The following is a 26,500-nucleotide window of genomic DNA, read 5'->3' as shown; positions in this document are numbered from 1 at the left end:
TGTTAGTCCTCTCGGGCAAAAAGTGCCTCAATAAAATCGCCCGCATTAAACGGACGTAAGTCCTCTATACGTTCGCCGACGCCGATATAGCGGATCGGAATGCCGAACTGATCGGCAACGGAGAAGATCACCCCGCCCTTCGCGGTGCCGTCAAGCTTGGTCAGCGTGATCCCGGTCAGGCCAACCGCTTCGTGGAACAGTTTCGCCTGGCTAATGGCGTTCTGCCCGGTACTGGCGTCGATGGTCAGCATCACCTCGTGCGGCGCCTCTTCGTCGAGTTTTTTCATCACCCGGACGATCTTCTTCAGCTCTTCCATCAGGTGCGATTTGTTCTGCAAACGCCCAGCGGTATCGGCGATCAGCACATCAATGTTGCGCGCTTTCGCCGCCTGAATGGCGTCGAAAATCACCGAGGCAGAATCAGCGCCGGTATGCTGCGCAATCACCGGTATATTGTTGCGCTGGCCCCACACCTGCAACTGCTCAACTGCGGCAGCACGGAAGGTATCACCCGCCGCGAGCATCACCGATTTACCCTGCTGCTCAAACTGGCGCGCCAGTTTACCGATGGTGGTGGTTTTACCCACGCCGTTAACGCCAACCATCAGAATAACAAACGGTGTTTTGCCTTCAATATTAAGTGGTTCATCCACTTTTGCGAGGATATCGCCCATCTCATCTTTCAGCAGACCGTACAGCGCTTCGGCATCGCGCAGTTGTTTGCTGCTCGCACCTTCCGTCAGATTGGTGATGATCTTACGGGTTGTTTCCACGCCGACATCCGCAATCAGCAGTTGTTCTTCCAGCTCATCAAACAGATCATCGTCGATTTTCTTGCCGCGGAACAGGCTGATAAATCCGGAACCGAGATTTTCTTTGGTCTTTAACAGACTGCGCTTCAGGCGCGAGAAAAAGCCCTCTTTGGTGGGTTTTTCCTGCTCCTGCGGAGTGACGCCCGCGACCGGCTCAGCGTCAGCTTCACCATCAATGGCGTTTTCCGCCGCGTCGGCCGCCGCCAGCGCCTGCACTTCCAGTTCGTCGTCCGAAATCACCGGTTCGTCGTCTTCCGGCAACGGCAGTTCTTCATGCGCGATCGCGGCCTCTGGCGCCGGTTCGTCTTCGATAACCTCAGCAACATCCTCAACCGCAGGCTCAACAGTCGTTTCTTCTTGCTGTTCTTCCGCTATCGCCTGTTGTTCGTCTGCCTGCTGTTCAACGTCGGTTTCCTGCGCCTGCTCTTTCTGGCCAAGACCCAGCCAGGAAAACAGGCCACGTTTTTTCTCTTTTGCCATTGGCGACCACACTCCTCGCTGTTGATTCATGGCACAGCCGCCTTATCGCAAACAGGGGGCTGAAAAAAATAATAATTTAGCGGTGTAGTCTACCACTTAACTTAGCGCGCATCACCGCATTAAGGTTTCGCCAACCGCCTCTCATCGCTAGAATAGCAGGGGAAAAGAGTGAACTGAGCAATAAAATGAAGAAACCTAATCACGCGGGCAGCGGCCAGATCCGCATTATCGGCGGGCAATGGCGCGGTCGAAAGCTACCGGTGCCTGACAGCCCCGGTCTGCGCCCAACGACCGACCGGGTCCGCGAAACCTTGTTTAACTGGCTGGCGCCGCATATGGTCGATGCACGTTGTCTCGACTGCTTTGCCGGTAGCGGCGCGCTGGGGCTTGAAGCCCTCTCCCGCTATGCTGCCAGCGCCACACTACTGGAAATGGATCGCGACGTTTCCCGGCAATTACAGAAAAATCTTGCCACACTGAAAGCAGCCAACGCCCGGGTCGTGAATACCAATTCGCTGACTTTTCTGGCGCAGCCTGGCACACCGCACGATGTCGTGTTTATCGATCCGCCGTTCCGTAAAGGGTTGCTGGAGGAGACGCTGCATCTGCTGGAAAGCAACGGCTGGCTGGCTGATGACGCGCTGATTTATGTCGAAAGTGAAGTAGAAAACGGTTTACCGCCGGTGCCCGCCAGCTGGGATTTGCATCGGGAAAAAGTGGCGGGACAGGTCGCTTACCGTTTGTATCATCGGGAAACGCAAGGAGAAAACGATGCTGATTAATATAGGACGCCTGCTGATGCTGTTTGTCTGGGCGTTTCTGCTACTGAATCTGGTGCAGCCGTTTCCGCGTCCGCTGAATATTTTTGTTAATGTCGCGCTGGTATTTATGGTGCTGATGCACGGCATGCAAATGGCGCTGCTGAAAACGACGCTGCCGAAAGACGGCCCGCAAATGACCACCTGGGAAAAAGTCCGTATTTTCCTCTTTGGGGTGTTTGAGTTGCTGGTGTGGCAGAAAAAATTTAAGGCACAGATAAAGAAATAAGCTGTTTTAGCCCGGTGGCGCTTCGCTTACCGGGCCTACGAAGATCAATCTTCTGCAGTAAATCCCTCAAACCTTGACCCTTTGTAACTCAGCGTTCCCTTATCGCCCACGGTCAACTGGTGGTACTGTTTTTCGTTCAGGCGGAACGTCATCTCCAGCCCGCCGTTTTCCGGTTTAAAGCTGACGTCATAACGCATACTGCTGCCCGCCGGGGCGACAATCTGCTGGCGTGAACGGCGATCGTCCAGCACCTTCTCTCGCTTGTTGCTCACCACCACCCGCTTTTGCATTAGCGGCGCGGCGTCGTTATCCATCTTTTCACGACGCTGCTGGACGTAACGAAACGACGCGGCAACGACGATAATCGCCACCACCACGACAAAAAACAGCGGCATTTTACTCATTCATCAGTCCCATAAGAATTTACGGAAATCAGCATACCGCGGCATCCCTTGCATTGTCATCCCTGTACCCGGAGCACTACACTGGAGGGAAGAGCCTTGAGCGTACTGCTCATTCAACAATAACAGATACAGGGACTTACTATGCTTTGGTCGTTTATTGCTGTCTGTTTATCCGGCTGGTTGTACGTCGATGCGTCGTATCGCGGCCCCGTCTGGCAACGCTGGGTATTCAAACCCGTCACCCTGATCCTGCTTCTGCTGCTGGCGCTGCAGGCGCCGATGTTCGACACCATCAGCTATCTGGTGCTGGCGGGCCTGTGTGCTTCACTGGTGGGCGATGCGTTAACGCTGCTGCCCCGTCAGCGGCTGCTGTACGCCATCGGCGCGTTTTTCCTGTCGCACCTGTTGTATACCATCTATTTTGCCAGCCAGATGACGCTCTCTTTCTTCTGGCCGTTGCCGCTGGCGCTTATCATCATCGGCGCGCTGCTGATTGCGGTGATCTGGACCCGACTGGAAGAGTTCCGTGTACCAGTGCTGACGTTTATCGCGATGACCCTGGTAATGGTGTGGATTGCGGGCGAGCTGTGGTTCCTGCGGCCCACCAGCCCGGCGCTGTCCGGTTTCCTGGGGGCCGGATTGTTGCTGGTGGGCAATATCGTCTGGATGGTCAGTCATTACCGCCATCGGTTCAAAGCGGACAGCGCGATTGCCGCCGCTTGCTACTTTGCCGGGCACTTCCTGATTGTTCGTTCGCTTTATCTGTAATTAGCGCTTGACTCTGGAGTCGACTCCAGAGTGTATCCTTCCCGTTAATGAGAAAATTATCATTAACGGAGGATGCCATGTCGACTTCAGAATCAGACGGCAAAAAGGCCCCACAATTCACGTCATTCAAAATCGCGCCGGTCGTCGAAAAAGCGAATGAGTGCTGCTGCGACGGCAGTTGCGATACCCCGGCGCCAGTAGCAGAAACGCCCACCACTGGCACCCGCTACAGCTGGGTGGTTGACGGAATGGACTGCGCTGCCTGTGCGCGCAAAGTCGAAACGGCAGTGCGCCAGGTCAGCGGCGTCAGCCAGGTTCAGGTGGTGTTTGCCACTGAAAAACTGCTGGTCGATGCCAGCGGCGACGTCCGTTCGCGGGTGGAAAACGCCGTGACCCGCGCGGGGTATTCGCTGCGCACCGAAAACACGCCTCCGGCGCCTGCACCGTCTCGTTTACAGGAAAACCTGCCGCTGATCCTGCTCATCGTGATGATGGCCATCAGTTGGGGTCTTGCGCAGTTCAATCATCCGCTGGGCAACATCGCCTTTATCGCCACCACACTGGTCGGGTTGTACCCCATCGCCCGTCAGGCGTTGCGCCTGATGAAGAGTGGCAGCTGGTTTGCCATTGAAACGCTGATGAGCGTGGCGGCCATCGGCGCGCTGTTTATCGGCGCGACGGCAGAAGCGGCGATGGTGCTGCTGCTGTTTTTAATCGGTGAGCGGCTTGAAGGCTGGGCAGCAAGCCGGGCGCGTCAGGGCGTCAGCGCGCTGATGGCACTGAAACCCGAAACCGCGATCCGCCTGCGTGACGGTCAGCGGGAAACCGTCGACCAGAGCGCGCTGCGCCCGGGTGACGTCATTGAAGTCGCGGCAGGTGGGCGTCTGCCCGCTGACGGTAAACTGATCTCGCCCTTCGCCAGTTTTGATGAAAGCGCATTAACCGGTGAATCGGTGCCGGTAGAGCGCGCCGCAGGCGACAGCGTGGCGGCCGGGGCGACCAGTGTCGACCGTCTTGTGCAGCTTGAAGTGATCTCCGAACCCGGCGACAGCGCCATCGACCGTATTCTGCGTCTGATTGAAGAAGCCGAAGAGAAACGCGCGCCCATTGAGCGCTTTATTGACCGCTTCAGCCGGATTTATACCCCGGCGATCATGGCCGTTGCCTTGCTGGTCGCTATTGTGCCGCCGCTGTTTTTCGCCGCTGGCTGGTTGCCGTGGATCTACAAAGGGTTAACGCTGCTGCTGATTGGTTGCCCGTGTGCGCTGGTGATCTCCACGCCGGCGGCTATCACTTCCGGTCTCGCTGCCGCCGCAAGACGCGGGGCGCTGATCAAAGGCGGCGCGGCGCTGGAACAGTTGGGCCGCATCAGACATGTCGCGTTTGATAAAACCGGGACGCTGACAGTGGGCAAACCGCGCGTCACCACTATCGTCACAACGAACAATATCAATGAAAACGATCTGCTGACGCTGGCGGCCGCAGTGGAACAGGGTTCCAGCCATCCGCTGGCGCAGGCGATTGTGCAGGAAGCGCTGCAACGCCAGTTGGTGCTGCCACTTGCCGCCAACCAGCGCGCACTGGCAGGCTCCGGGATTGAAGCGGAGGTCAATGGTGGGCGCGTGTTGATTTGTGCCGCGGGCAAGTTCCCGGCAGGTGAATATGAAGAACGCATTCAGGCACTGGAAAGCGCCGGGCAGACGGTAGTGATGGTTTCTCGCGACAACACGCTGTTGGGTATTCTGGCGATGCGCGATACGCTGCGCGATGACGCCCGTGACGCGGTGGATGCGCTGCATCAGCTTGGCGTGCAAGGGGTGATCCTGACCGGCGATAATCCGCGCGCAGCGGCGGCGATTGCCGGTGAGTTGGGGATCGATTTCCGCGCCGGACTGCTGCCCGCCGATAAAGTCACCGCGGTGACGGCGCTGAACGCCAACGCGCCACTGGCGATGGTCGGCGACGGTATTAACGACGCCCCGGCGATGAAAGCCGCAACCATTGGTATTGCAATGGGCAGCGGCACCGACGTGGCGCTGGAAACTGCCGATGCCGCATTGACGCATAACCGCCTGACCGGGCTGGCGCAAATGATTAGTCTCGCCCGCGCCACCCACGCCAATATTCGTCAGAACATCACGATAGCACTGGGGCTGAAAGCGATTTTCCTCGTCACGACGTTACTGGGGATCACCGGGTTGTGGCTGGCGGTGCTGGCGGATACCGGCGCGACGGTACTGGTGACCGCCAACGCGCTGAGATTATTAAGGGATAAATAACATGCCGGGTGGCGGCTACGCCTGACCCGGCCTACGCAGGGGCTGCGCTCAGTGACCTTTGCGCAGCAGATAACGATACGGTAACGCGTCGGTCTGCTGCGCCACCAGTTCGTGCTCCATAAAGCGACAAAAGCCAGGAATATCACGCGTTGTGGCCGGATCGTCGGCAATAATCAGCAGCGTTTCGCCGATCTGCATCGTACGCACGGTTTTACGCACCATCATCACAGGTTCAGGACAGCGGAGCCCTTGCGCATCAAGCGTGTGATCAGGGCTGGAGAACGAATCGGTCATTGTTATCTCACGAGGTAAAAAACGGCACCAGTTTACGCCGCCGCTTGCCTGATGCAAGCGAGGTTAACGATTGCGTGAAAATTAGCCATTGATCGCAGCACAGAACGCAGTACAATCCTGCCTCGAAATACATTGGGTTCCCTCACCCCAACTACTAAAAAGGTCAACAATGAGAACGTTTTCTGTAATGCAGCGTAAAAACGCGCTGATCTGGCTTTCGCTATTTCACCTGCTGGTGATCACCTCCAGTAACTATCTGGTTCAGTTGCCAATCACCATTTTTGGTTTTCACACCACCTGGGGCGCGTTCAGCTTTCCTTTCATCTTTCTTGCCACCGATTTGACTGTGCGCATTTTTGGCGCGCCGCTGGCCCGACGCATTATTTTTGCCGTGATGGTGCCTGCGCTGCTGATTTCCTACGTGGTTTCGGCGCTGTTTTACATGGGCGAATGGCAGGGTTTTGCTGCGCTCGGCACCTTCAACCTGTTTGTGGCACGTATCGCTACCGCCAGTTTTATGGCCTATGCGCTGGGGCAAATTCTTGACGTTCATGTCTTTAACCGCTTGCGTCAGAGCCGCCACTGGTGGCTGGCGCCGACTGCCTCAACGCTGTTCGGCAACATCAGCGACACGCTCGCTTTCTTCTTTATCGCTTTCTGGCGCAGCACGGATCCCTTTATGGCGGCGCACTGGGTGGAAATCGCGCTGGTGGACTACAGCTTCAAGGTGCTTATCAGCCTGATTTTCTTCCTGCCGATGTACGGCGTTCTGCTGAATATGCTATTGAAAAGGCTGACAGATAAATCTGAATTGTCACCATTGCAAGCGGGGTAAAATTTCGCGTCTGCGGTTGTGATAAGATATCTAAATGAGCCATTAATGGCCGTTTATCGAAAGGAAGAAGTCAATGCGCAATTTGGTTAAGTATGTCGGTATTGGCCTGCTGGTGATGGTGCTTGCGGCCTGTGATAACAGCGACACGAAAGCGCCTGCCCAGGGTTCGAACGCTGAAAGCAACGCGTCAGGCCAGCCGGTGAGTCTGCTGGACGGCAAACTCACATTCTCTCTGCCGGCGGATATGACCGACCAGAGCGGCAAGCTGGGGACGCAAGCCAACAATATGCATGTTTACTCTGATGCCACCGGGCAGAAAGCGGTCATTGTGATTGTGGGCGACGACACAAAAGAAGATTTATCTCTGCTGGCGAAGCGTCTGGAAGATCAGCAGCGTAACCGTGACCCACAGTTGCAGGTGGTAACCAATAAATCCATCGAACTGAAAGGCCACACACTGCAGCAACTCGACAGCATTATTTCTGCCAAAGGGCAAACGGCTTATTCGTCCGTCGTGCTGGGTAAAGTCGACAACAAACTGCTGACGATGCAGGTCACGCTGCCTGCCGACAATCAGCAGCAGGCGCAGACCGCGGCGGAAAACATCATTAACACTCTCGTCATCCAGTAATTACTCTGTTGACGACGCGGCCTCCGGTTCCGTGACCGGGGGCCATTTTTTTAACCGCCAGACCAGCAACAGCGCCACAACCACCAGCCCCGCCGCCGCCAGATAAATCATCGACACGCCCGCGTACGCCATCATCAGCCCGGCCAGCGGCCCGGTGATCCCCAGCGACATGTCCATAAACACCGTGTAGGTCGCCAGCGCAGAGCCCTGATTCTGCTGAGGCACCGCTTTTACCGCCACCACGCCGAGCGCCGGGAAAACCAGCGAGAAACCTGCACCCGCGAGGAACGTGCCGATTTTCGCCACCAGCGACGACTCAGCAACGCCCACCAGCAGCAGGCCAACAATTTCAATCACAAAGCAGATCATCGCCACGTTCAGCCCGCCGAGACGGTTAATGCCATTGGGAAACAGCAATCGCGTGCCGACGAACGCCACACTAAAAAAGGTCAGCGCCCAGGCCGCGCCATCCCAGCCTTTTGCGTCATAAAACAGAGTGATGAAAGTGGCGATCACGCCAAAACCGGTGGTGGCGAGCGCCAGCGCCATGCCATACAGCCAGACGCGCCCGAGCACGGCGCGAAACGACATCGGTTTGCCCTTGCCCGCTTTCACTGCCGGACGCGGCAGCGCGCCAAGAATGGCCACCAACGCCACGGCAATGATGGTCAGCGACAGCCCGTGCAATCCTCCGTACTGATAGCAGAGCACACCCAGCGGCGCCCCCATCGCCATCGCGCCGTAGGTCACGATGCCATTCCACGAAATCACCCGCCCGATATGCAGCGACCCCACCATACCGACGCCCCACAGCGTGGAGCCGGTACCGGCGAAGCTCTGCCCGACGCCGAGAATCAGGCGACCCACGCACAACAGAATAAGACTGAGGATCGGCCAGCCGCTGCCGAACCCGGCGAGCAAATAACTGACGCCGCTGAGGAAGCAACCGCACAACCCAAACACCACCACTTTTTTCGGCCCAAGGAGATCGGCATAACGCCCCGCGTGAGGGCGGCTGAGCAGCGTGGCGAAATACTGAATACTCACCACCAGCCCCGCCCAGAAGGCGCTGAACCCCATCACGTCATGGACGTAGCCGGGCAGCACCGCCAGCGGCAGACCGATGGTGAGATAGCTGGCAAAATTGAAAATCGCAACAGAGACGATGCGTAAGTTAAGGCGCAAGCCCGTCAGTTCTTGCCCCGCGACGGAGTCAGGCATAGCGTTACCCGGATTTCCACAACCGTGTTTCATTATTGCATGACGAAACGCGTTTTCGCACCGATTTTCAGACAGTAAGCCCGCAACGAGCCGCTACACTTAATGGCGACCATCGTAAAGGACACGACTATGACTTCCACTGTTCCCGACAAAGCGGGATTGCACATCCTACTCAAACTGGCGTCGCTTGTTGTCATTCTGGCAGGCATTCATGCCGCGGCTGATATCATCGTTCAACTGCTGATGGCGCTTTTTTTCGCCATCATCCTCAACCCGCTGGTGCGCTGGTTTATCCGCCGTGGTCTGTCGCGCCCGGTGGCGATTACCATCGTCGTGGTCGTGATGCTGTGCGTACTCACCGCGCTGGTCGGCGTGCTGGCGGCCTCGATCAACGAATTCATCGCAATGATGCCGAAATACAACAAGGAGCTGACCCGCAAGCTGATTGATATCCAGGAAACGCTGCCGTTCCTGCACCTGCGCATGTCACCCGAACGACTGCTGCAGCGCATGGACTCCGACAAAATGATGACCTTTGCCACCACCATGATGGCCGGGTTGTCCGGGGCGATGGCCAGCATTTTGCTGCTGATGATGACCGTGGTGTTTATGCTGTTCGAAGTGCGCCATGTGCCGTACAAACTGCGTTTCGCTCTCGCGCAGCCGCAGATCCACATCGCCGGGCTGCACCGGGCGCTGAAAGGGGTGTCGCATTATCTGGCGCTGAAAACGCTGCTCAGCCTGTGGACCGGGGCGATTGTCTGGCTGGGGCTGGCGTTGCTGGACATCCAGTTTGCGTTGATGTGGGGCGTACTGGCGTTTCTGCTCAATTATGTGCCGAATATCGGCGCGGTGCTGTCCGCTATTCCGCCGATGATTCAGGCGTTCTTATTCAACGGTTATTACGAGTGTCTGATGGTCGGGGCGTTGTTCTTTGCCGTGCATATGGTGCTGGGTAATATCGTCGAGCCGCGCATGATGGGCCACCGGTTAGGTATGTCGACGCTGGTGGTGTTCCTGTCGTTGCTGATCTGGGGCTGGCTGTTAGGGCCGGTCGGTATGCTACTCTCGGTGCCGCTGACCAGTGTCTGTAAAATCTGGATGGAGACCACGACGGGCGGCAGCAAAATGGCAATCCTGCTTGGGCCGGGGCGACCAAAAAGCCGCCTGCCCGGCTAGCGTTTCTTCTGCGGGGTGAAAATCACCATCACCCCAGCCACAATCACCACAACGCCGAACAGCGCACGCCAGGAAAACGGCTCATGCCAGCCAGGAAGCGTTATCGCCGCGACCCAGACCAGAATGTAGCTGAGGCTTAACAGCGCATAGGCACGAAAGAGCGGCAAACGGTGAAGGGCGAAATACCAGCACACCATTGAGGCGAGATAACCCAGCAGGCCGAGCAGCAGCGGTAGCGAACCCGGCGCCGCCTGCAGCAGATGCTGCAAAAACAGCACTGGCGAGGTCGCCGGGGGAAACTGCAACATCGCATGGCGCAGCGTCAGTTGCGCTGCGCTGACCAGAATCACACTCAGTAACGCCCAGAGAATGCCCATCAGACGCTCCCCCCGAGAATGACAATACCGGCAATAATCAGCGCGACGCCGGTCCAGTGGCGCAACGCCACTGGCTCACGCCAGACCAGACGCGCCGCCAGCGTGACCCAGACGAAGTTAAGGCTCAGCATCGGGTAGGCGATACCGACAGGAACGCGCTGCAGCACCAGCAGCCACAGCAGCATACCGCCGCCGAGCATCAGCAGCGCCAGCCCCAGCCAGAGAACAATATGCCGCCCGCGCGCCCCGGTTTTTGCCGGGTGCGTAGCCTGTTTCTGGCACAGCTGACCGAGGCAACTCAGCAGGCTCGCCAGCACGAGACAGATCCACGCCGTCATTGCGGTAGATACTGAATAAAGGCCATCCGCCCCATCACATAGATATGGTCGGGCTTCGGCAGCGGCAGTTCAGCGATGGTTTGCCCTCTCTCTAATTTCAGCACCAGCGAAACCGGCCCCTGCTGGCGGTGCTGTTCCAGCCAGGCGCTGAAGTCGGATTTATCGATATAGCGGGACTTTCCTTCCGGATAAGACAGACCATACTCCAGTTCGCCGCGCATGCCCATCATGATGATATCGTTACGTTTCAGCTGCCACGCCAGCCCGGCAGCGACGCCGACTTCATTGGTCAGCACGTAGCGGCTGGGTATCAGCGATTCACTGACGATGTCGATCAGGAATTGCGGCTGTTTGCCATCAATCACCCGATCCGGGATGGCAAAGCCCACCAGCAGCGCAATGCCCATCGGGCAGCAGGCCGCCAGCGCCCAGCGCTGCACGCCGTCTTTGATAGCCAGCCAGCCCATTAACGCCCAGACGCCAAAAGCGATGGCCGCGAGCAGGCACTTATACAGTTCGATTGGTGTCCAGACCGGGTGTTTGAGCATGCCCCACGGCGAGACCACCAGCACCGCCGCCAGCCCTGTCAGGCCAACCACGATATTGATGACGCCGTTGACCGTCAGCGCCCGGCTACCGCGCGTCACTGCCTCCTGCGCGTAGCGTGCCATCAGTATCGCCAGCGGCGCAAAGCAGGGCAGAATGTAAGTCGGCAGTTTTCCCTTCGCGATGCTGAAAAACAGCAACGGCATCACCACCCAGCCCAACAGGTAAAACTCCGCGCGAAGGCCGTTATTATCCCGCCAGCCGCGCTTCAGCACGCCGGGCAGTAGCGCCAGCCATGGCAGACTCCCGGCAATCAGAAACGGCAGGTAATACCAGAATGGCGCTTTGTGCTGCGCGTCGCTCTTCGCGAAGCGCTGAATATGTTCAACCCAGAAAAAGTAGCGCCAGAAATCCGGCTCACGCTGGGCGATCGCCAGCCCCCAGGGCAGTACGGTCAGCACGCATACCAGCACCGCCAGCCAGCCGTAAGTCAGCACCTCGCGCCAGCGTTTTTGCACAATCACCCACGGCAACACGCCGATCACCGGCACAGCAAGCGCCAGAAAGCCTTTGGTCATCACCCCCATGCCGCAGGCGAAGCCCAACAGCAGATAACCGCCGATTTTTCCGCCACGCGTGGCCGATTGCGACGCCGCCCAGAAACTGCACATCGCCAGCACCAGCCAGAGGGTGATCATCGGGTCAAGCACCGCGTACGTGCCGATGCCGTACACCAGAAACGCGGTGAGGAAAATCACTGCTGACAGCACCGCGGTTTTCTTGTCCCGCCACAGTTTCCATGCCAGCCAGGCAACCAGCAATGCCGTCAGCGTGATGGAAAACACCGACCCAAAGCGCACCGCAAAATTGCTGTCGCCAAACAGCCACTGACCGATGGAATTGATCCAGTAACCGGCGATCGGTTTTTCGAAATAACGCAGCCCTAAAAGGTGCGGCACGATCCAGTCGCCGGAGGCGAGCATTTCGCGGCTCACTTCAGCATAACGGGTTTCGTCCGGCTGCCAGAGCAGACGGAAATGGGGCGGGATCAGGTAATACAGCGCAAAAAGAATAACCAGTGAAACGCCATAGCGCAGTGATTTCATAAACCGGGTTCTCGTAAATGTTCACACCCAAGCCAGCCTTCCCGGCCTGCAATTTCGCCACGCACAATATCGCCCAACGGCAGCGAGCTGAAGCTCTCCAGCAGCATCTGGCTGAGCGGGCAAAAAACAATGCCTTCCTGTTTTGCCTGGGCAAGCAGTGCCGCAAACTGCGGCGCGCCAACGATCCCTTCCACTTCCGCATGAATGGTATAGACCGGCACGCCATTATCCTGATGAATGCGGTCCAGCAGGTAACGGTTAAATCCATCGGCGCTCACCGTACTGCCTACCACTTCGTCCCACGTCGGCAGCGTCACCGGGATCTGCACCGTACCCGCTTCGCCGTTATCGAGCCGGGGCAAAAACGGCCGTGTGCCACGACAATCGCTGTTGTAGAGAAAACCAAACGCCTCTTTTGCGTTCACTACGCGCTGGTCAGCGCGCCAGCCCGCCACGGCCGAGCAGGTCACCGGACGGTCGATAATCGCTTCCAGCGCCTGCAAGCCACGGGCAATTTCCACTTCCATGCGCGATTGCGGCCAGACTCCGCTCCACATCTGCCAGGCATGATGATCCCAGGCATGGAGGCCTATCTCATGCTCCTTCGCTGCCGCGCAAATGATACGGGCATTGCCGATACCGATGTTGCGCCCGGGCCAGGCGGTGCCTGCCAGCAAAATATCCCAGCCATAGAGCGATGCCGCGCGCGAACGCAGCATTTTCCAGAGGAATTTGGGTTTCAGCAGGCGCCAGAGATGACGCCCCATGTTGTCCGGCCCCACACTAAAAAAGAGGCTTGCGCGAATGTCGTGCTCACGGAGCAACGTCAACAGGCGGGGAACCCCTTCGCGGGTGCCGCGAAAGGTATCCACATCAATGCGTAAGCCAACTTTTTTCATAAGGCTTTTTCATCCGTCAGTTCGACGGTACGCAGGAAGAAATCCAGCGTTTCGTCAACGGTTTTTTCCATTCCGACCACCGGTACCCAGTTCAGGCAGCGTTTCGCGTTGCGGATACTGGGTTTACGGTGCTCTACGTCCTGATACCCTTTGCCGTAGTAGTTGCTGCTTTCCACTTCACGGAAACCGGCGAATGGCGGGAAGCGGTCGCGCAACGGGTGACGTTCAAAGCTCGCCAGCAGCATCTCCGCCAGCGCTTTAATGCTCGCTTCGTTGTCCGGGTTGCCGATGTTAATGATCTGCCCGTCGCAACGCCCCTCTTTGTTTTCGATGATGCGGAACAGCGCTTCAATACCGTCGCTGATGTCCGTAAAGCAGCGTTTCTGCTTGCCGCCTTCAATCAGTTTAATCGGCGAGCCTTCCACCAGGTTGAGGATCAACTGCGTAATGGCGCGGGAGCTGCCGATGCGCGCAGCGTTAAGGTTGTCGAGGCGCGGCCCCATCCAATTGAACGGACGGAACAGGGTAAATTTGAGCCCGTGCTTGTCGCCGTACGCCCAGATCACCCGGTCGAGCAACTGTTTGGACACGGAGTAAATCCAGCGCTGTTTGTTGATCGGCCCGACCACCAGGTTTGAAGTGTCTTCGTCGAAATGGTTGTCGGTGCACATGCCGTACACTTCAGAAGTCGACGGGAAGATGATGCGCTTGTTGTACTTCACGCAGTCGCGGATGATTTTCAGGTTCTCTTCGAAATCCAGCTCAAACACGCGCAGCGGGTTACGGGTATATTCGATTGGCGTGGCGATGGCCACCAGCGGCAGCACCACGTCGCACTTTTTAATGTGATACTCAATCCATTCGGAGTGAATGCTGATATCACCCTCGACGAAGTGGAAACGCGGGCAGTCGAGGAAACGGCTGATGGCGTCGGAGCCGATATCCAGACCGTAAATTTCGTAGTTGTCGTCCGCCAGCAGACGCTCAGTGAGATGATTACCGATAAATCCGTTCACGCCGAGGATCAGCACCCGCGTGCGGCGCTTAATGGCGACAACCGGCTTGCTGCTCAGCAGCGCACCAGCCACCAACCCCAATGCCTGCGCCAGCTGACCGCCCTGCACGTAAACGCCATGCTCGGCCTGGCCGGTGACGATCTCCAGCGCGCCGTCGCGACAGGCGACAATCAACGGCGAGACCGACAGTACGGTACCGGGTTTCGCGCCCTGCATCTCGCTGTGCAGGCGGGATTTCCAGACGATAAATTTGTTGGCGCCAGCATAACCAAACGCGCCCGGCCACGGGTCGGACACTGCACGCACCAGGTTGTGCAGCTCAGCGGCGGGTTTGTCCCAGTCCAGACGTCCGTCTTCCGGGGTACGGCGACCAACATACGTCGCCAGGCTTTCATCCTGCGCTGTCTCGTTAAAATGGCCTTCACGAATGGCTGGCAGCGTGTCATGCAGCAGCACCTTTGCGGCGTCGCGCAGCTTGTGATGCAGGGTCAGTGCGGCGTCTGCGTCATCAATCGCCACGCGATGCTGCGCGATAATATTGCCGGCATCGGCCCGCGCAGTCATGCGGTGCAGCGTAACGCCAGTCTCTTTCTCACCGTTGACCAGCACCCAGTTCAGCGGCGCGCGGCCCCGGTATTTCGGCAACAGCGAACCATGCAGATTAAACGCGCCCAGACGGGCTGCAGAGAGGATCTCATTGCACAGCAGGTTGCGGTAATAGAATGAGAAAATCACGTCCGGGTTCATTGCGCGAACACGCTCGATCCACAGTGGATGGTTTACGTCATCTGGCGCGTAGACCTGAATGCCCTGCTCGGCAGCAATACGCGCCACGGAGCCGAAAAAGTGATTTTCACTGGCGTTATCCGGGTGGGTAAAAATCGCTTCAATGTCGTATCCGGCGTCCAGCAGCGCCTGAATACCCGCACAACCCATATCGTGATAAGCGAATACAACTGCTTTCATGACCGATCTTCCTCTTGAGATACCGTCTCGCTCTTGCGGACGACACGTTGAATAAAGTAACGGGGACGAGCACGCACATCGTTGTAGATACGGCCGATGTACTCACCCAGCAGGCCCATGCCAACAAACTGGGCGCCAATAAACATGAACAGCACGGCGAAGAGCACGAACACCCCTTCCGCCGCCCATTGCGGACCTAACACCAGACGCAGCACGATAAGCAGAATGGAGAATGCAAAGCCCAGTAGCGCGATGACGCTGCCGAAGACGCTCAGTAAGCGCAGCGGCGTGGTGGTCAGACAGGTCACCAGGTCGTACATCAGGTTAATCAGCCTCATAAAGCTGTATTTAGAATCGCCAAACTCACGCTCGGCATGCAGCACCGGGATCTCCACGGCGCGGCGGGCGAAGGTGTTTGCCAGAATCGGAATAAACGTGCTGCGTTCGTGGCAGTTGAGCATCGCGTCGATGATGTGGCGGCGATAAGCGCGCAGCATGCAGCCGTAATCGCCCATCGCTTTACCGGTGGTGCGCTGGATCAGGCGGTTGATCATCTTCGAGGCGGTTTTGCGGAAAAAGGAGTCCTGACGGTTCTGGCGTACGGTGCCGACCACGTCGTAACCTTCGTCGGCTTTTTCCACCAGACGCGGGATCTCTTCCGGCGGGTTTTGCAGATCAGCATCGAGGGTAATGACCAGGTCACCGGTGACATGGCTGAAACCCGCCATGATCGCCGAATGCTGACCGTAGTTGCGGTTGAGCAGCACGGCGACAATGTGGCTGCCCTCAGCGTCGGCGGCATCGCAGAGCATTTGCGCCGAGTCGTCGCTGCTGCCGTCATCCACCAGCAAAATTTCATATTCACGCCCCAGTGACGCGCAGGCGGCGTCGGTACGGCGGATCAGCTCCGGCAGGCTCTCCTGCTCATTAAAAACAGGAATGACCACCGACACTTTCTGGACGGGGGGATAGCTAAACATATCAATGCCCTGCAAGCTGATGGAGTGCGGCAATGACGCGGGTTGTGTCGTCATGAGTCATATCCGGGAAAAGAGGAAGTGAGCAGATACGCGCGCTGTTCCACTCGGTATTCGGCAGAGAAACGTCGGGAAAGCGTTCGCGGTAATATTTCTGCGTGTGGGCCGCGCGAAAGTGCAGCCCGGTGCCGATCCCTTTAGCTTTTAACTGTTCCATCAGCGCGTCGCGGCTCAGCCCGCAGCGCGTTTCATCCACGCGGATAATGAAAAGATGCCAGGCGTGCAGGTGTTCCCATTCCGGTACTGCCAGCGGCTGGAAGGGCGTGTCCGCCAGTTCGTTGAGATAGCGCCGGGCGATATCGTGGCGGCGCTGGTTGGCCGGCCCGAGTTTTCCCAGTTGCACCAGCGCCAGCGCGGCGTTGATATCCGCGAGATTGTATTTGTAGCCCGGGGAGATCACCTCCGCCTGCGGTGCACGGCCGTGGGTCTGACGGTCGTAGGCATCCACGCCGAGACCGTGAAACTTCAGGCTACGGATGCGCGCCGCCAGCTGGTCGTCGTCAGTGACCACCAGACCGCCTTCTGCGCTGGTCATATTTTTAATCGCGTGAAAAGAGAAAATCGCCGTACCCTGCCAGCCCACATGACGGTTTTTGTAGTAAGTTCCGGCGGCATGGGCCGCGTCTTCAATAACGGGAATACCGTGACGGTCAGCCACGGCGCGGATCGCGTCGATATCCGCCGGTGCGCCCGCGTAGTGAACCGGGATAATCGCTTTAGTGCGCGGCGTGATGGCGGCCTCGACCGCGTCTGCGGTGATCATGAGGTTGTCGCGATCGACATCGATCATTACCGGCGTCGCACCGAGCAGCACGATCATATTCAGCGTCGAAACCCAGGTCTGCGACGGGGTGATGACTTCATCGCCCGGCCCGATGCCCAGCGCCATCAGCGTGACGTGCATCCCGCCCGTCGCTGAACTCACCGCAATGGCATGTCGGTTGCCCGTCAACCCACAAAACGCCTCTTCAAGCGCCTGATTTTTCGGCCCGGTGGTGATCCAGCCGGACTGCAACACCTCTTTAAGCGCGGCGAATTCCGCTTCTCCCATGGAGGGGCGCGAGAAGGGCAAAAAATCGCTCATCATTAATCCTTACCTGTAAAGGGTTCGGTGATTCTGGTTTTACCGATCAGGTCATCGTGCGCCTGACGAGTTAAACAAAACGAAAATGAAATCGACGCCGATGCGGTAATTATTCAACGGCGCATCAACCTGTTGAAAAATATAACTGCGTAAGATTAGGACAAGCTTAAGAAAAGCGACACGAAACCAATAAATTTTCAAAATTAATTAAAATTCATGTGGTTACTGACAGGAAAAGCTTAAGAAAAGAATAAACTCAAGGCGAGTTACGCGAGCGTGGTCACAATATTCAACGATTATTAAACGGTCCTCATTTTTATTGAACTTTTTATATTTATTGTCATCCCGAGGAAAAATAAGACTATATCGTTTATATGTCAGATTTATTTCTGTGATGCGCCAGCAATAGTTTGCGTTAAAATGATGAGGACAATCTGACCTCGCTTTGATCCAGATTACGTCAAAAGTATGATGAATTATTAAAATCATCATACTTTGATACCCGTTTTCGCAGAGGCGAAGCCATTGTCTACATTCCGCTCACTCCTGTTGGCGTTTCTGGCCTGTACATCGCTGCTGGCGCACGCCGCCGCGCCTGATGAACTGACCACCGCCTGGCCGGTCAACGTCGGGCCGCTCAATCCTCACCTTTACACGCCGAACCAGATGTTTGCCCAAAGCATGGTGTATGAACCGCTGGTCAAATATCAGCAGGACGGCAGTGTTCAGCCCTGGCTGGCGAAAAGCTGGACCCACTCGGCTGATGGCAAAACCTGGGTCTTTACCCTGCGCGATGACGTACGCTTCTCCAACGGCGAACCGTTTAACGCCGATGCCGCAGTCGCCAATTTCACGGCGATTCTGGCGAACCGCCATCGGCATGCCTGGCTGGAGCTGACCAATCAAATTGTCGCGGTCAAAGCCCTGAGCCCACAGCAACTGCAAATCACCCTGAAAAGTGCCTACTACCCTTTCCTGCAGGAGCTCTCGCTGCCGCGCCCTTTCCGTTTTATCGCGCCGTCGCAGTTTAAAGAGAACGGTACGGTGTCTGGCATTAAGGCGCCGATCGGCACCGGGCCATGGGTATTAAAGGCCTCACAGATGAATCAGTACGACGTGTTTGTGCGTAACGATAACTACTGGGGTGAGAAGCCTGCCATCCGCCAGATCACCCTCAAAGTGATCCCGGATCCGACCAGTCGGGCGATTGCCTTTGAAGCAGGCGAGGTGGATTTGCTGTACGGGGATGAGGGCCTGTTGCCGCTCGACACATTTGAACGTTTCCGCCACCAGCCGGAGTACCAAACCGCGCTTTCGCCATCGATGGAAACCATCCTGCTGGCCCTCAACTCCGCGAAGGGGCCAACGCGTGAACTGGCGGTACGTGAAGCGCTGAACTACGCGGTCGATAAAAAAACGCTGATCGACAGCGCGCTGTATGGCACACAAAAGGTGGCTGATACCCTGTTCGCCCCTTCCGTGCCGTATGCCAACATTCCGCTGACGCCGCGCCAGTATGATCCGCATAAAGCTGTTGCGCTGCTGGAGCAGGCTGGCTGGACGCTACCGGCGGGAAAAACCATCCGGCAGAAAAACGGCCAGCCGCTGACCATTGAACTGGCCTTTATGGGCACCGATGCGCTCAGCAAATCCATGGCGGAAATCATTCAGGCGAATCTGCGTCAGATTGGCGTCGACGTGACGATGGTCGGTGAAGAAGAGAGCAGCATTGATGCCCGCCAGCGCGATGGCCGCTTTGGTATGATTTTTACCCGAACCTGGGGCGCGCCGTATGATCCTCACGCCTATTTAAGCTCGATGCGCGTGCCGTCGCATGCCGATTTTCAGGCGCAGCAGGGGTTGCCGGACAAGAAACTGATCGACAGCGAAATCAGCGAGATCCTGACGACCACTGATGACACGCACCGCCAGCAACTCTATCGTGATGTGCTGACGCGTCTGCACAACGACGCGGTTTATCTGCCAATAAGCTATGCCTCGTTAATGTCCGTATCGCGCCCGGCGCTCGGCAAGATCCCGTTTGCGCCCATCGCCACCGACATTCCCTTTGAGCGTATTCACCCGGTAACGCCATGATGCTGCGATTTATTCTGCGGCGCGTGCTGCTGCTCATCCCGATACTCCTCGCCGCTTCAGCGATTATCTTTTTGCTGCTGCGGCTGGGATCGGGCGACCCGGCGCTGGACTATTTGCGCCTGTCGAACCTGCCGCCGACGCCGGAGATGGTCGCCTCGACGCGGGAGTTGCTTGGCCTGAATCAATCCCTGCCGGCACAGTATCTGACGTGGCTGTGGCGCGCGCTGCACCTCGATTTTGGCATCTCTTACGCCTCGCAGCGCCCGGTGCTCAATGACCTGCTGCATTTCCTGCCAGCCACGCTGCAACTGACCGGCGCGGCGCTGATGTTGATTCTGCTGACCTCAGTGCCGCTCGGTATTCTGGCCGCGCGCCACCGTGACCGGCTGCCGGATTTCGCCGTTCGCGTCATCGCGTTTCTCGGCGTGTCGATGCCCAATTTCTGGCTCGCCTTTTTGCTGGTGATGTTTTTCTCCGTCCATCTGCAATGGCTCCCGGCTATGGGCTACGGCGGCTGGCAACATATCATTCTGCCCGCCGTCTCTATCGCTTTTATGTCGCTGGCGATTAACGCCCGCCTGCTGCGCGCCAGCATGCTGGACGCCGCCGGGCAACGCCATGTTGTCTGGGCGCGGCTGCGCGGGCTCAGCGAGCGGCAGATCGAACAACGGCATGTTTTGCGTAACGCCACGCTGCCGGTGGTCACCGCCATTGGCATGCATATCGGTGAACTGATTGGCGGCACGATGATCATCGAAAACATCTTTGCCTGGCCCGGCGTCGGACGTTATGCGGTGTCAGCCATCTTCAACCGCGATTATCCGGTGATCCAGTGTTTCACCCTGCTGATGGTCACTGTATTCGTGCTGTGCAACCTGGCGGTGGATGTACTGAATGCGGCGCTCGACCCGCGCATTCGTCGTCATGAAGGAGCGCAGGCATGAACTTTTTCCTGACCGCTCGCTGGCCCGTTCGTCTGGCACTGATAACCATCGCGCTGTTGATGATGATCGCGCTGACCAGCCAGTGGTGGCTGCCTTACGATCCGCTGGCGATTGATTTACCGCAACGCCTGTTGCCGCCAGACGCGGCGCACTGGCTCGGTACTGATCACCTGGGCCGTGATATTTTCTCCCGCCTGCTCGCCGCCACCCGTGTGTCGCTGGGGTCGGTGATGCTCTGCCTGGTGCTGATCCTCGCCCTCGGGCTGACGCTCGGCGGCAGCGCCGGTTTGCTGGGCGGTCGCGTGGATCAAACCATCATGCGCGTCGCCGACATGTTCATGACCTTTCCGACGTCGATCCTCTCCTTCTTTATGGTTGGCGTGCTCGGCACCGGGTTAACTAACGTGATTATCGCTATCGCCCTGTCACACTGGGCGTGGTATGCCCGCATGGTGCGAAATCTGGTGCTCTCCCTGCGCCACCGGGAATTTGTGCTGGCCTCCCGCCTGAGCGGCGCCAGCCACGTGCAGGTGTTTATCAGCCATCTGGCGGGCGCGGTGGTGCCGTCACTGCTGGTGCTGGCGACGCTGGATATCGGGCACATGATGCTGCACGTCGCCGGAATGTCGTTTCTCGGCCTCGGCGTCAGCGCGCCGACGGCGGAATGGGGCGTGATGATCAACGATGCGCGGCAGTACATCTGGACGCAGCCGCTGCAGATGCTGTGGCCCGGGCTGGCGCTATTTATCAGCGTGATGGCTTTTAACATGACCGGCGATGCGCTGCGCGATCGCCTCGACCCGTACCTCAATGCGGAGCACAGCCACGGATGACCTCGCAACTGGAACTGCATAACATCACATTAAGTGCCGATCGCCCGCTGGTACACGGCGTGTCGCTGACACTGCGTAAAGGCCGCGTGCTGGCGTTGCTCGGCGGTAGCGGCAGCGGAAAATCACTGACCTGCGCCGCCGCGCTGGGTGTATTACCGACAGGCGTACGCCAGACAGCGGGCGAAGTGCTGGCAGACAGCCGGGCGGTATCGCCTGCGATCCTACGCGGCACGACTGTCGCCACCATCATGCAGAACCCGCGCAGCGCCTTTAACCCGCTTTACACCATGGCGACCCACGCGCGGGAAACCTGTCGGGCGCTGGGGAAATCGCTGGATGACGCGACGCTGCTTACCGCGATGGAAAACGTCGGGCTGGAAAACCCCCGCAGCGTGCTGGCGCTCTATCCGTTCGAAATGAGCGGCGGCATGTTGCAACGCATGATGATGGCGCTGGCGGTACTCAGCGACGCGCCGTTTATAATCGCCGATGAACCCACCACCGACCTCGACGCCGTGGCGCAGGCGCGCATTCTCGATCTGCTGGATTCGCTGATGCAGACCCGTCGGCCGGGATTACTGCTGGTAACTCATGATATGGGTGTCGCCGCGCGGCTGGCCGATGAGGTCGCGGTGATGGATCGCGGGCGCATTGTGGAGCACAGCGACGTAGAAACCCTCTTTACCGCGCCGCAGCACCCGGTGACCCGGCAATTACTCGCGGCGCATCTGGCGCTGTATGGCATGGAGTTACCGCAATGACGCTTTTCACTGTTAGTCAGTTAAATCACGGTTATCCCCGGCGTCCCGATGTGCTGAACGACGTTACTTTCGCGCTCAGGCCCGGCGAAACTGTCGCCCTGCTGGGGCGCAGCGGTTGCGGCAAAAGTACATTAGCGCGGCTGCTGGTCGGGCTGGAAACCCCGGCCTCGGGCGAGATCCTCTGGCAGGGCAAACCGCTTTCTGCGCTGAAGGGCGAGGCAAAACGCGGCTTTTATCGCGACATTCAGATGGTATTTCAGGATGCGCTCAGCGCGGTGAACCCGCGTAAAACCGTACGCGAGATTATTCGCGAGCCATTGCGCCACCTGCTGCGTTGTTCACGACAGGAACAGCAACAGAAAATCACGGCGATGATGGCGGCGGTGGAGCTTGACCTGTCGCTGCTCGATAAACGGCCGCCGCAACTCAGTGGCGGTCAACTCCAGCGAGTGTGTCTGGCGCGCGCGCTGATTGTTGAACCGAAACTATTGATCCTCGACGAGGCCGTCTCCAGCCTCGATCTCGTCCTGCAGGCGGGTATTATTCGCCTGCTGAAGCGCCTGCAACAACAATCCGGCGTCGCCTGCCTGTTCATCACCCACGACTTGCGGCTGGTCGAGCGGTTTTGCCAACGGGTGATGGTGATGGAGCATGGGCAACTGGTGGAAACCACCGCCGTGCAGTCGCCGCTTCGATTTCACTCCCCAGCAGGACAGGCGCTCCAGCGCGCCGTGCTGCCTGCGTTTCCCGCCACCCTGACTGAAGGAAAACTCGCATGCAGCGCGTGACCATTACCCTTGATGACGATCTGTTAACCACCCTGGATGCGCTCAGTGAGCATCACGGCTATCGCAACCGCTCCGAGGCCATCCGTGACATTTTACGTAATGCGCTGGTGCAGGAGAAAAGCCAGCAGGCTGACCGCCAGGGTTACGCTGTACTCTCTTACGTGTATGAACATGAAAAGCGCGATCTGGCGAGCCGTCTGGTCTCCAGTCAGCATCACCATCACGACCTGTCAGTCGCCACGCTGCACGTGCATATCAGTCATGATGACTGCCTTGAGATTGCCGTGCTGAAGGGCAACATGCACGAGATAAAGCATTTTGCCGATGAGATGATTGCCGAACGCGGCGTCCGGCACGGCCATTTGCAGTGCCTGACGGCGGAAGATGATTGATGGTGTTGTGCTAAGCGGATAATGGCCTAATCATCCACCAGCGCCTGCGCACATGCCCAGGCGGACGACCATGCCCATTGGAAGTTGTAGCCGCCGAGCCAGCCGGTGACGTCCATCACTTCGCCGATAAAGTAGAGACCTGGCACGTTGCGGGCTTCCATGGTGCGGGAAGAAAGTTCGTTGGTGTCGACACCGCCAAGGGTGACTTCGGCGGTGCGATAGCCTTCGGTGCCATTAGGCTGGACGCGCCATTGAGTGAGCGTTTCCACCAGCGTTTGCTGATCGCGCACATTGAGCTGTTTCAGCGTGACGTCGGGGATCTGCCCGAGCTGTTGCAGGCACTCCACCAGCCGTTTTGGTAGCTGCATCGCCAGCGTGTTTTTCAGGCTCTGATTGGGGTGCGCCTCGCGCTGTTCATTAAGGAAAGCCTCCGGATCACACTCGGGCAGCAGGTTGATGCTGACATTCTCGCCGGGTTGCCAGTAGCTGGAGATTTGCAGTACCGCCGGGCCGGAAAGCCCGCGATGGGTGAAGAGCAGGCTTTCGCGAAAGACCGTGCCGTCTTCAGCCGTGATAACCGCCGGAACTGACACGCCGGAAAGCACTTGTAATTGTTCCAGTAGCGGCTTATGCAGCGTGAACGGCACCAGACCTGCCCGCGTCGGCAGTACTTTCAGGCCAAATTGTTCGGCGATCTTATAACCGAACGGCGTGGCACCCAGACCCGGCATCGACAGCCCACCGCTGGCGATCACCAGTTTTTTCGCCGCCACCATCTCACCGTTCAGTTGCAGCGTGTAGCCGTCGTCATCACGTTCAACACTGAGAATTTCGGTGCGCAGGCGCAGCGTGACGTTGCCCTTTTCGCACTCGGCCACCAGCATGCGCACGATGTGCTCTGCGGAGTCATCGCAAAACAGCTGCCCCAGCGTTTTTTCATGCCAGGCGATGCTATGCTTTCCCACCAGATCGATAAAATCCCACTGGGTGTAGCGCGCCAGCGCCGATTTGCAGAAATGGGGGTTCTGGCTGAGATAGGCGGCAGGTTCGACGTACAGGTTGGTAAAGTTGCAGCGACCGCCTCCGGACATCAGAATCTTGCGGCCAGGCTTTTTGCCATTATCGACCAGCAGCACGCGGCAACCCGCCTGCCCCGCCTGCGCTGCGCAAAACATCCCCGCCGCACCGGCGCCTACTACAATGGCATCAAACCTTTCCACACGACAATCCTCACTTTTGAATGTCGGGAATTGTAAATATTCCCTGCTGGTCGCACCAGCGTAAAAATTCTGTCATATAAGTAGCACTTTGAAATATATAGGATAATTCTTGACAGTGATTTGACTTACATGAAAGCAAATCAAAAAAAGTCTATATTTCGCTTTGCCCGCGCCGCGAATGTCCCTGATAATGCGCCGCGTTCATGTCCTCAAAATGGCGTAACGTCCTATGCTACATTTGTTTGCCGGCCTGGATTTACATACCGGGCTGTTATTATTGCTTGCTCTGGGTTTTGTACTGTTTTACGAAGCGATCAACGGCTTCCACGACACGGCAAACGCAGTCGCTACAGTGATTTATACGCGCGCAATGCGATCGCAACTGGCGGTCGCGATGGCTGCGATTTTCAATTTCTTCGGTGTACTGCTGGGTGGATTGAGCGTGGCTTATGCAATTGTGCATATGCTACCGACCGATCTTCTGTTGAACATGGGGTCTGCACATGGTCTCGCCATGGTGTTCTCCATGTTGCTGGCGGCGATTATCTGGAACCTCGGAACCTGGTATTTCGGCCTTCCGGCATCAAGCTCCCACACACTGATTGGCGCTATCATCGGAATTGGTTTGACCAACGCGATGATGACCGGCACCTCGGTGGTGGATGCGCTGAACATTCCTAAAGTTATCAGCATTTTTGCGTCCCTCATCCTCTCGCCTGTCGTCGGGCTGGTGTTCGCGGGCGGCCTGATCTTTATCCTGCGCCGTTACTGGAGCAACACAAAGAAGAAGGCACGTATTCACCTGACCCCTGCGGAACGTGAAAAGAAAGACGGCAAGAAAAAACCGCCGTTCTGGACCCGTATCGCGCTGATTCTGTCCGCCATTGGCGTCTCGTTTTCACACGGCGCGAACGACGGTCAGAAAGGCATTGGTCTGGTGATGCTGGTATTGATTGGCGTGGCGCCGGCAGGGTTCGTGGTCAACATGAACGCCTCTGGTTACGAAATTACGCGTACCCGTGACGCGGTCAACAACGTGGAACTCTTCTTCCAGCAGCGTCCAGAGCTGTTGACCAAAGCGATTGGTGCTGAACAGTTGATCCCGTCGCCGGAACCTGGTGTCGCGGCTAACGCAGAGTTTCACTGCCATCCGGCCAATACCATCAACGCGCTGGAACGCTCCAAAGGCATGCTGACGAACATCGAAAGTTACGACAAGCTGTCTGTTGAGCAACGCAGCCAGCTGCGTCGCGTGCTGCTGTGCATCGCGGATACCACCGATAAAGTGGCGAAGCTGCCGGAAGTGAACGGCGAAGATTTGCGTCTGCTGAAGAAACTGAAAACCGACATGCTGAGCACCATCGAATACGCGCCGGTGTGGATCATCATGGCAGTAGCGCTGGCGCTGGGTATCGGTACGATGATCGGCTGGCGTCGCGTGGCGACTACCATCGGTGAAAAGATTGGTAAGAAAGGCATGACCTACGCACAGGGTATGTCAGCCCAGATGACGGCTGCGGTCTCCATCGGTCTTGCCAGTTATACCGGGATGCCGGTTTCCACCACTCACGTGCTCTCCTCCTCCGTCGCGGGGACGATGATCGTGGATGGCGGCGGGCTGCAAAGGAAAACCGTGACCAACATTCTGATGGCCTGGGTCTTTACGTTGCCTGCATCGATTATCCTGTCTGGCGCGCTGTACTGGATTTCGCTGAAAATCATCTAAGCGTTGGGCAATACGAGAAAACGGGTCAGGAAACTGGCCCGTTTTTTTTATTCGTCTCAGTGCCAAATCAGCAACGCAATCAGACTCACCATCACCAGACCACAGAGCGCGCTGGTCAAAATAAACTGACGGCGCACGCGCTCGCAACGGCGGATGAACTCTTCGTCATGATGATCGCGATAGCGCTGCGCGTAGATGTACCACACCAGGCGCATTTGCTTTCCGGGCTGACCATGTGAGGTGAAGAATCCACCACCGTCTACATACTGATAGAGCAAGGGATCGCAACCACGCAGAACCACTAATAGTGCGCGTAATGATGAGAAGTAACGCGCCATATTCACGACACAAACGATACACAGGGCCCAAAACAGCGCAACAGTGCTGATCATAACTCCTCCCCGGCGACCCGCCCACAGG

General features: G+C 57.6%; 27 protein-coding genes. 14 read left to right on the top strand and 13 right to left on the bottom strand.

The window, feature by feature from the left end; genetic code table 11:
* Positions 1-2: 2 nt before the first annotated feature.
* Positions 3-1,292 carry a signal recognition particle-docking protein FtsY gene (gene ftsY / locus QMG90_RS01030; protein ID WP_283283860.1) on the bottom strand — a complete coding sequence of 430 codons (1,290 nt, stop codon included), beginning with the start codon at positions 1,290-1,292 and terminating at the stop codon, positions 3-5.
* A gap of 185 nt (positions 1,293-1,477) precedes the next feature.
* Here ftsY and rsmD point away from each other — a divergent pair, with 185 nt between their 5' ends.
* Positions 1,478-2,074, top strand: coding sequence for a 16S rRNA (guanine(966)-N(2))-methyltransferase (gene rsmD, locus QMG90_RS01025; protein ID WP_283282337.1), 597 nt, complete (start codon positions 1,478-1,480; stop codon positions 2,072-2,074).
* Positions 2,064-2,339: a DUF1145 family protein gene (locus QMG90_RS01020; protein WP_283282335.1), complete on the top strand. Its 276-nt coding sequence runs from the start codon at positions 2,064-2,066 to the stop codon at positions 2,337-2,339. Before rsmD ends, QMG90_RS01020 begins: the two co-directional genes overlap by 11 nt.
* A 44-nt stretch (positions 2,340-2,383) precedes the next feature.
* Here QMG90_RS01020 and QMG90_RS01015 read toward each other — a convergent pair whose 3' ends face one another.
* Positions 2,384-2,743 (bottom strand): DUF2500 domain-containing protein, encoded by a 360-nt coding sequence (locus QMG90_RS01015; RefSeq protein WP_283282333.1) that lies wholly within the window; start codon positions 2,741-2,743, stop codon positions 2,384-2,386.
* 141 nt (positions 2,744-2,884) lie between these two features.
* Here QMG90_RS01015 and QMG90_RS01010 point away from each other — a divergent pair, with 141 nt between their 5' ends.
* A complete protein-coding gene (locus QMG90_RS01010; RefSeq protein ID WP_283282331.1) occupies positions 2,885-3,511 on the top strand; it encodes a lysoplasmalogenase in 627 nt (208 codons plus the stop codon).
* A gap of 77 nt (positions 3,512-3,588) precedes the next feature.
* Positions 3,589-5,790, top strand: coding sequence for a Zn(II)/Cd(II)/Pb(II) translocating P-type ATPase ZntA (gene zntA, locus QMG90_RS01005; RefSeq protein WP_283282329.1), 2,202 nt, complete (start codon positions 3,589-3,591; stop codon positions 5,788-5,790).
* Between the two features lie 48 nt (positions 5,791-5,838).
* Here the strand turns inward: zntA and tusA are convergent, their stop codons facing one another.
* A complete protein-coding gene (tusA, locus tag QMG90_RS01000; protein ID WP_283282327.1) occupies positions 5,839-6,084 on the bottom strand; it encodes a sulfurtransferase TusA in 246 nt (81 codons plus the stop codon).
* Positions 6,085-6,253: 169 nt separating this feature from the next.
* Between tusA and QMG90_RS00995 the strand changes: the two genes are divergently transcribed.
* Both QMG90_RS00995 and QMG90_RS00990 read left to right on the top strand, forming a co-directional pair.
* Entirely contained in the window at positions 6,254-6,919 is a 666-nt protein-coding gene (locus QMG90_RS00995; protein WP_283282325.1) for a 7-cyano-7-deazaguanine/7-aminomethyl-7-deazaguanine transporter, read from the top strand.
* A gap of 73 nt (positions 6,920-6,992) precedes the next feature.
* Positions 6,993-7,550 carry a DcrB family lipoprotein gene (locus tag QMG90_RS00990; RefSeq protein WP_283282324.1) on the top strand — a complete coding sequence of 186 codons (558 nt, stop codon included), beginning with the start codon at positions 6,993-6,995 and terminating at the stop codon, positions 7,548-7,550.
* Here the strand turns inward: QMG90_RS00990 and QMG90_RS00985 are convergent, their stop codons facing one another.
* Positions 7,551-8,771 carry an MFS transporter gene (locus QMG90_RS00985; RefSeq protein ID WP_283282322.1) on the bottom strand — a complete coding sequence of 407 codons (1,221 nt, stop codon included), beginning with the start codon at positions 8,769-8,771 and terminating at the stop codon, positions 7,551-7,553.
* Between the two features lie 129 nt (positions 8,772-8,900).
* Between QMG90_RS00985 and QMG90_RS00980 the strand changes: the two genes are divergently transcribed.
* Complete coding sequence (locus tag QMG90_RS00980; protein WP_283282321.1) at positions 8,901-9,950, top strand: AI-2E family transporter; 1,050 nt, start codon at positions 8,901-8,903, stop codon at positions 9,948-9,950.
* Here QMG90_RS00980 and arnF read toward each other — a convergent pair.
* Genes arnF through arnB form a run of 7 tightly spaced genes read right to left on the bottom strand, consistent with a single transcriptional unit; the run spans position 9,947 to position 17,319 of the window.
* Positions 9,947-10,327: a 4-amino-4-deoxy-L-arabinose-phosphoundecaprenol flippase subunit ArnF gene (gene arnF, locus QMG90_RS00975; protein ID WP_283282319.1), complete on the bottom strand. Its 381-nt coding sequence runs from the start codon at positions 10,325-10,327 to the stop codon at positions 9,947-9,949. The two genes, QMG90_RS00980 and arnF, sit on opposite strands and share 4 nt — an antisense overlap.
* Positions 10,327-10,665 carry a 4-amino-4-deoxy-L-arabinose-phosphoundecaprenol flippase subunit ArnE gene (gene arnE / locus QMG90_RS00970; RefSeq protein ID WP_283282317.1) on the bottom strand — a complete coding sequence of 113 codons (339 nt, stop codon included), beginning with the start codon at positions 10,663-10,665 and terminating at the stop codon, positions 10,327-10,329. The genes arnF and arnE overlap by 1 nt, the downstream gene beginning before the upstream one ends.
* A complete protein-coding gene (gene arnT / locus QMG90_RS00965; protein WP_283282315.1) occupies positions 10,662-12,317 on the bottom strand; it encodes a lipid IV(A) 4-amino-4-deoxy-L-arabinosyltransferase in 1,656 nt (551 codons plus the stop codon). Before arnT ends, arnE begins: the two co-directional genes overlap by 4 nt.
* Complete coding sequence (gene arnD, locus QMG90_RS00960; protein WP_283282313.1) at positions 12,314-13,216, bottom strand: 4-deoxy-4-formamido-L-arabinose-phosphoundecaprenol deformylase; 903 nt, start codon at positions 13,214-13,216, stop codon at positions 12,314-12,316. The genes arnT and arnD overlap by 4 nt, the downstream gene beginning before the upstream one ends.
* Positions 13,213-15,198, bottom strand: coding sequence for a bifunctional UDP-4-amino-4-deoxy-L-arabinose formyltransferase/UDP-glucuronic acid oxidase ArnA (gene arnA, locus QMG90_RS00955; RefSeq protein ID WP_283282311.1), 1,986 nt, complete (start codon positions 15,196-15,198; stop codon positions 13,213-13,215). Before arnA ends, arnD begins: the two co-directional genes overlap by 4 nt.
* Positions 15,195-16,178 (bottom strand): undecaprenyl-phosphate 4-deoxy-4-formamido-L-arabinose transferase, encoded by a 984-nt coding sequence (gene arnC, locus QMG90_RS00950; protein WP_283283859.1) that lies wholly within the window; start codon positions 16,176-16,178, stop codon positions 15,195-15,197. Before arnC ends, arnA begins: the two co-directional genes overlap by 4 nt.
* A 1-nt stretch (position 16,179) precedes the next feature.
* A complete protein-coding gene (gene arnB / locus QMG90_RS00945; protein ID WP_283283858.1) occupies positions 16,180-17,319 on the bottom strand; it encodes a UDP-4-amino-4-deoxy-L-arabinose aminotransferase in 1,140 nt (379 codons plus the stop codon).
* Between the two features lie 525 nt (positions 17,320-17,844).
* Here arnB and nikA point away from each other — a divergent pair.
* Genes nikA through nikR form a run of 6 tightly spaced genes read left to right on the top strand, consistent with a single transcriptional unit; the run spans position 17,845 to position 23,134 of the window.
* Entirely contained in the window at positions 17,845-19,416 is a 1,572-nt protein-coding gene (gene nikA, locus QMG90_RS00940; protein ID WP_283282309.1) for a nickel ABC transporter substrate-binding protein, read from the top strand.
* A complete protein-coding gene (gene nikB, locus QMG90_RS00935; protein ID WP_283283857.1) occupies positions 19,416-20,360 on the top strand; it encodes a nickel ABC transporter permease subunit NikB in 945 nt (314 codons plus the stop codon). Before nikA ends, nikB begins: the two co-directional genes overlap by 1 nt.
* Positions 20,357-21,193, top strand: a complete 837-nt coding sequence (gene nikC, locus QMG90_RS00930) for a nickel ABC transporter permease subunit NikC (protein ID WP_283282307.1) — start codon at positions 20,357-20,359, stop codon at positions 21,191-21,193. Before nikB ends, nikC begins: the two co-directional genes overlap by 4 nt.
* Positions 21,190-21,954: a nickel import ATP-binding protein NikD gene (gene nikD / locus QMG90_RS00925; RefSeq protein WP_283282305.1), complete on the top strand. Its 765-nt coding sequence runs from the start codon at positions 21,190-21,192 to the stop codon at positions 21,952-21,954. The genes nikC and nikD overlap by 4 nt, the downstream gene beginning before the upstream one ends.
* Positions 21,951-22,742, top strand: a complete 792-nt coding sequence (gene nikE, locus QMG90_RS00920; protein ID WP_283282303.1) for a nickel import ATP-binding protein NikE — start codon at positions 21,951-21,953, stop codon at positions 22,740-22,742. The genes nikD and nikE overlap by 4 nt, the downstream gene beginning before the upstream one ends.
* A complete protein-coding gene (nikR, locus tag QMG90_RS00915; protein WP_283282301.1) occupies positions 22,730-23,134 on the top strand; it encodes a nickel-responsive transcriptional regulator NikR in 405 nt (134 codons plus the stop codon). Before nikE ends, nikR begins: the two co-directional genes overlap by 13 nt.
* Before the next feature lie 26 nt (positions 23,135-23,160).
* Here nikR and QMG90_RS00910 read toward each other — a convergent pair whose 3' ends face one another.
* Positions 23,161-24,354, bottom strand: coding sequence for a BaiN/RdsA family NAD(P)/FAD-dependent oxidoreductase (locus QMG90_RS00910; protein ID WP_283282299.1), 1,194 nt, complete (start codon positions 24,352-24,354; stop codon positions 23,161-23,163).
* Positions 24,355-24,583: 229 nt separating this feature from the next.
* Between QMG90_RS00910 and pitA the strand changes: the two genes are divergently transcribed.
* Positions 24,584-26,080, top strand: coding sequence for an inorganic phosphate transporter PitA (gene pitA / locus QMG90_RS00905; protein WP_283282297.1), 1,497 nt, complete (start codon positions 24,584-24,586; stop codon positions 26,078-26,080).
* A 56-nt stretch (positions 26,081-26,136) separates the two neighbouring features.
* Here the strand turns inward: pitA and uspB are convergent, their stop codons facing one another.
* Positions 26,137-26,472 carry a universal stress protein UspB gene (gene uspB, locus QMG90_RS00900; RefSeq protein ID WP_038159037.1) on the bottom strand — a complete coding sequence of 112 codons (336 nt, stop codon included), beginning with the start codon at positions 26,470-26,472 and terminating at the stop codon, positions 26,137-26,139.
* Between the last annotated feature and the right edge of the window lie 28 nt (positions 26,473-26,500).

The organism is Trabulsiella odontotermitis (genome assembly GCF_030053895.1).
GTDB lineage: Bacteria > Pseudomonadota > Gammaproteobacteria > Enterobacterales > Enterobacteriaceae > Trabulsiella > Trabulsiella odontotermitis_C.
The sequence above is the reverse complement of the archived record's forward strand: the minus strand, read 5'-3'. Positions and strand labels throughout refer to the sequence as shown.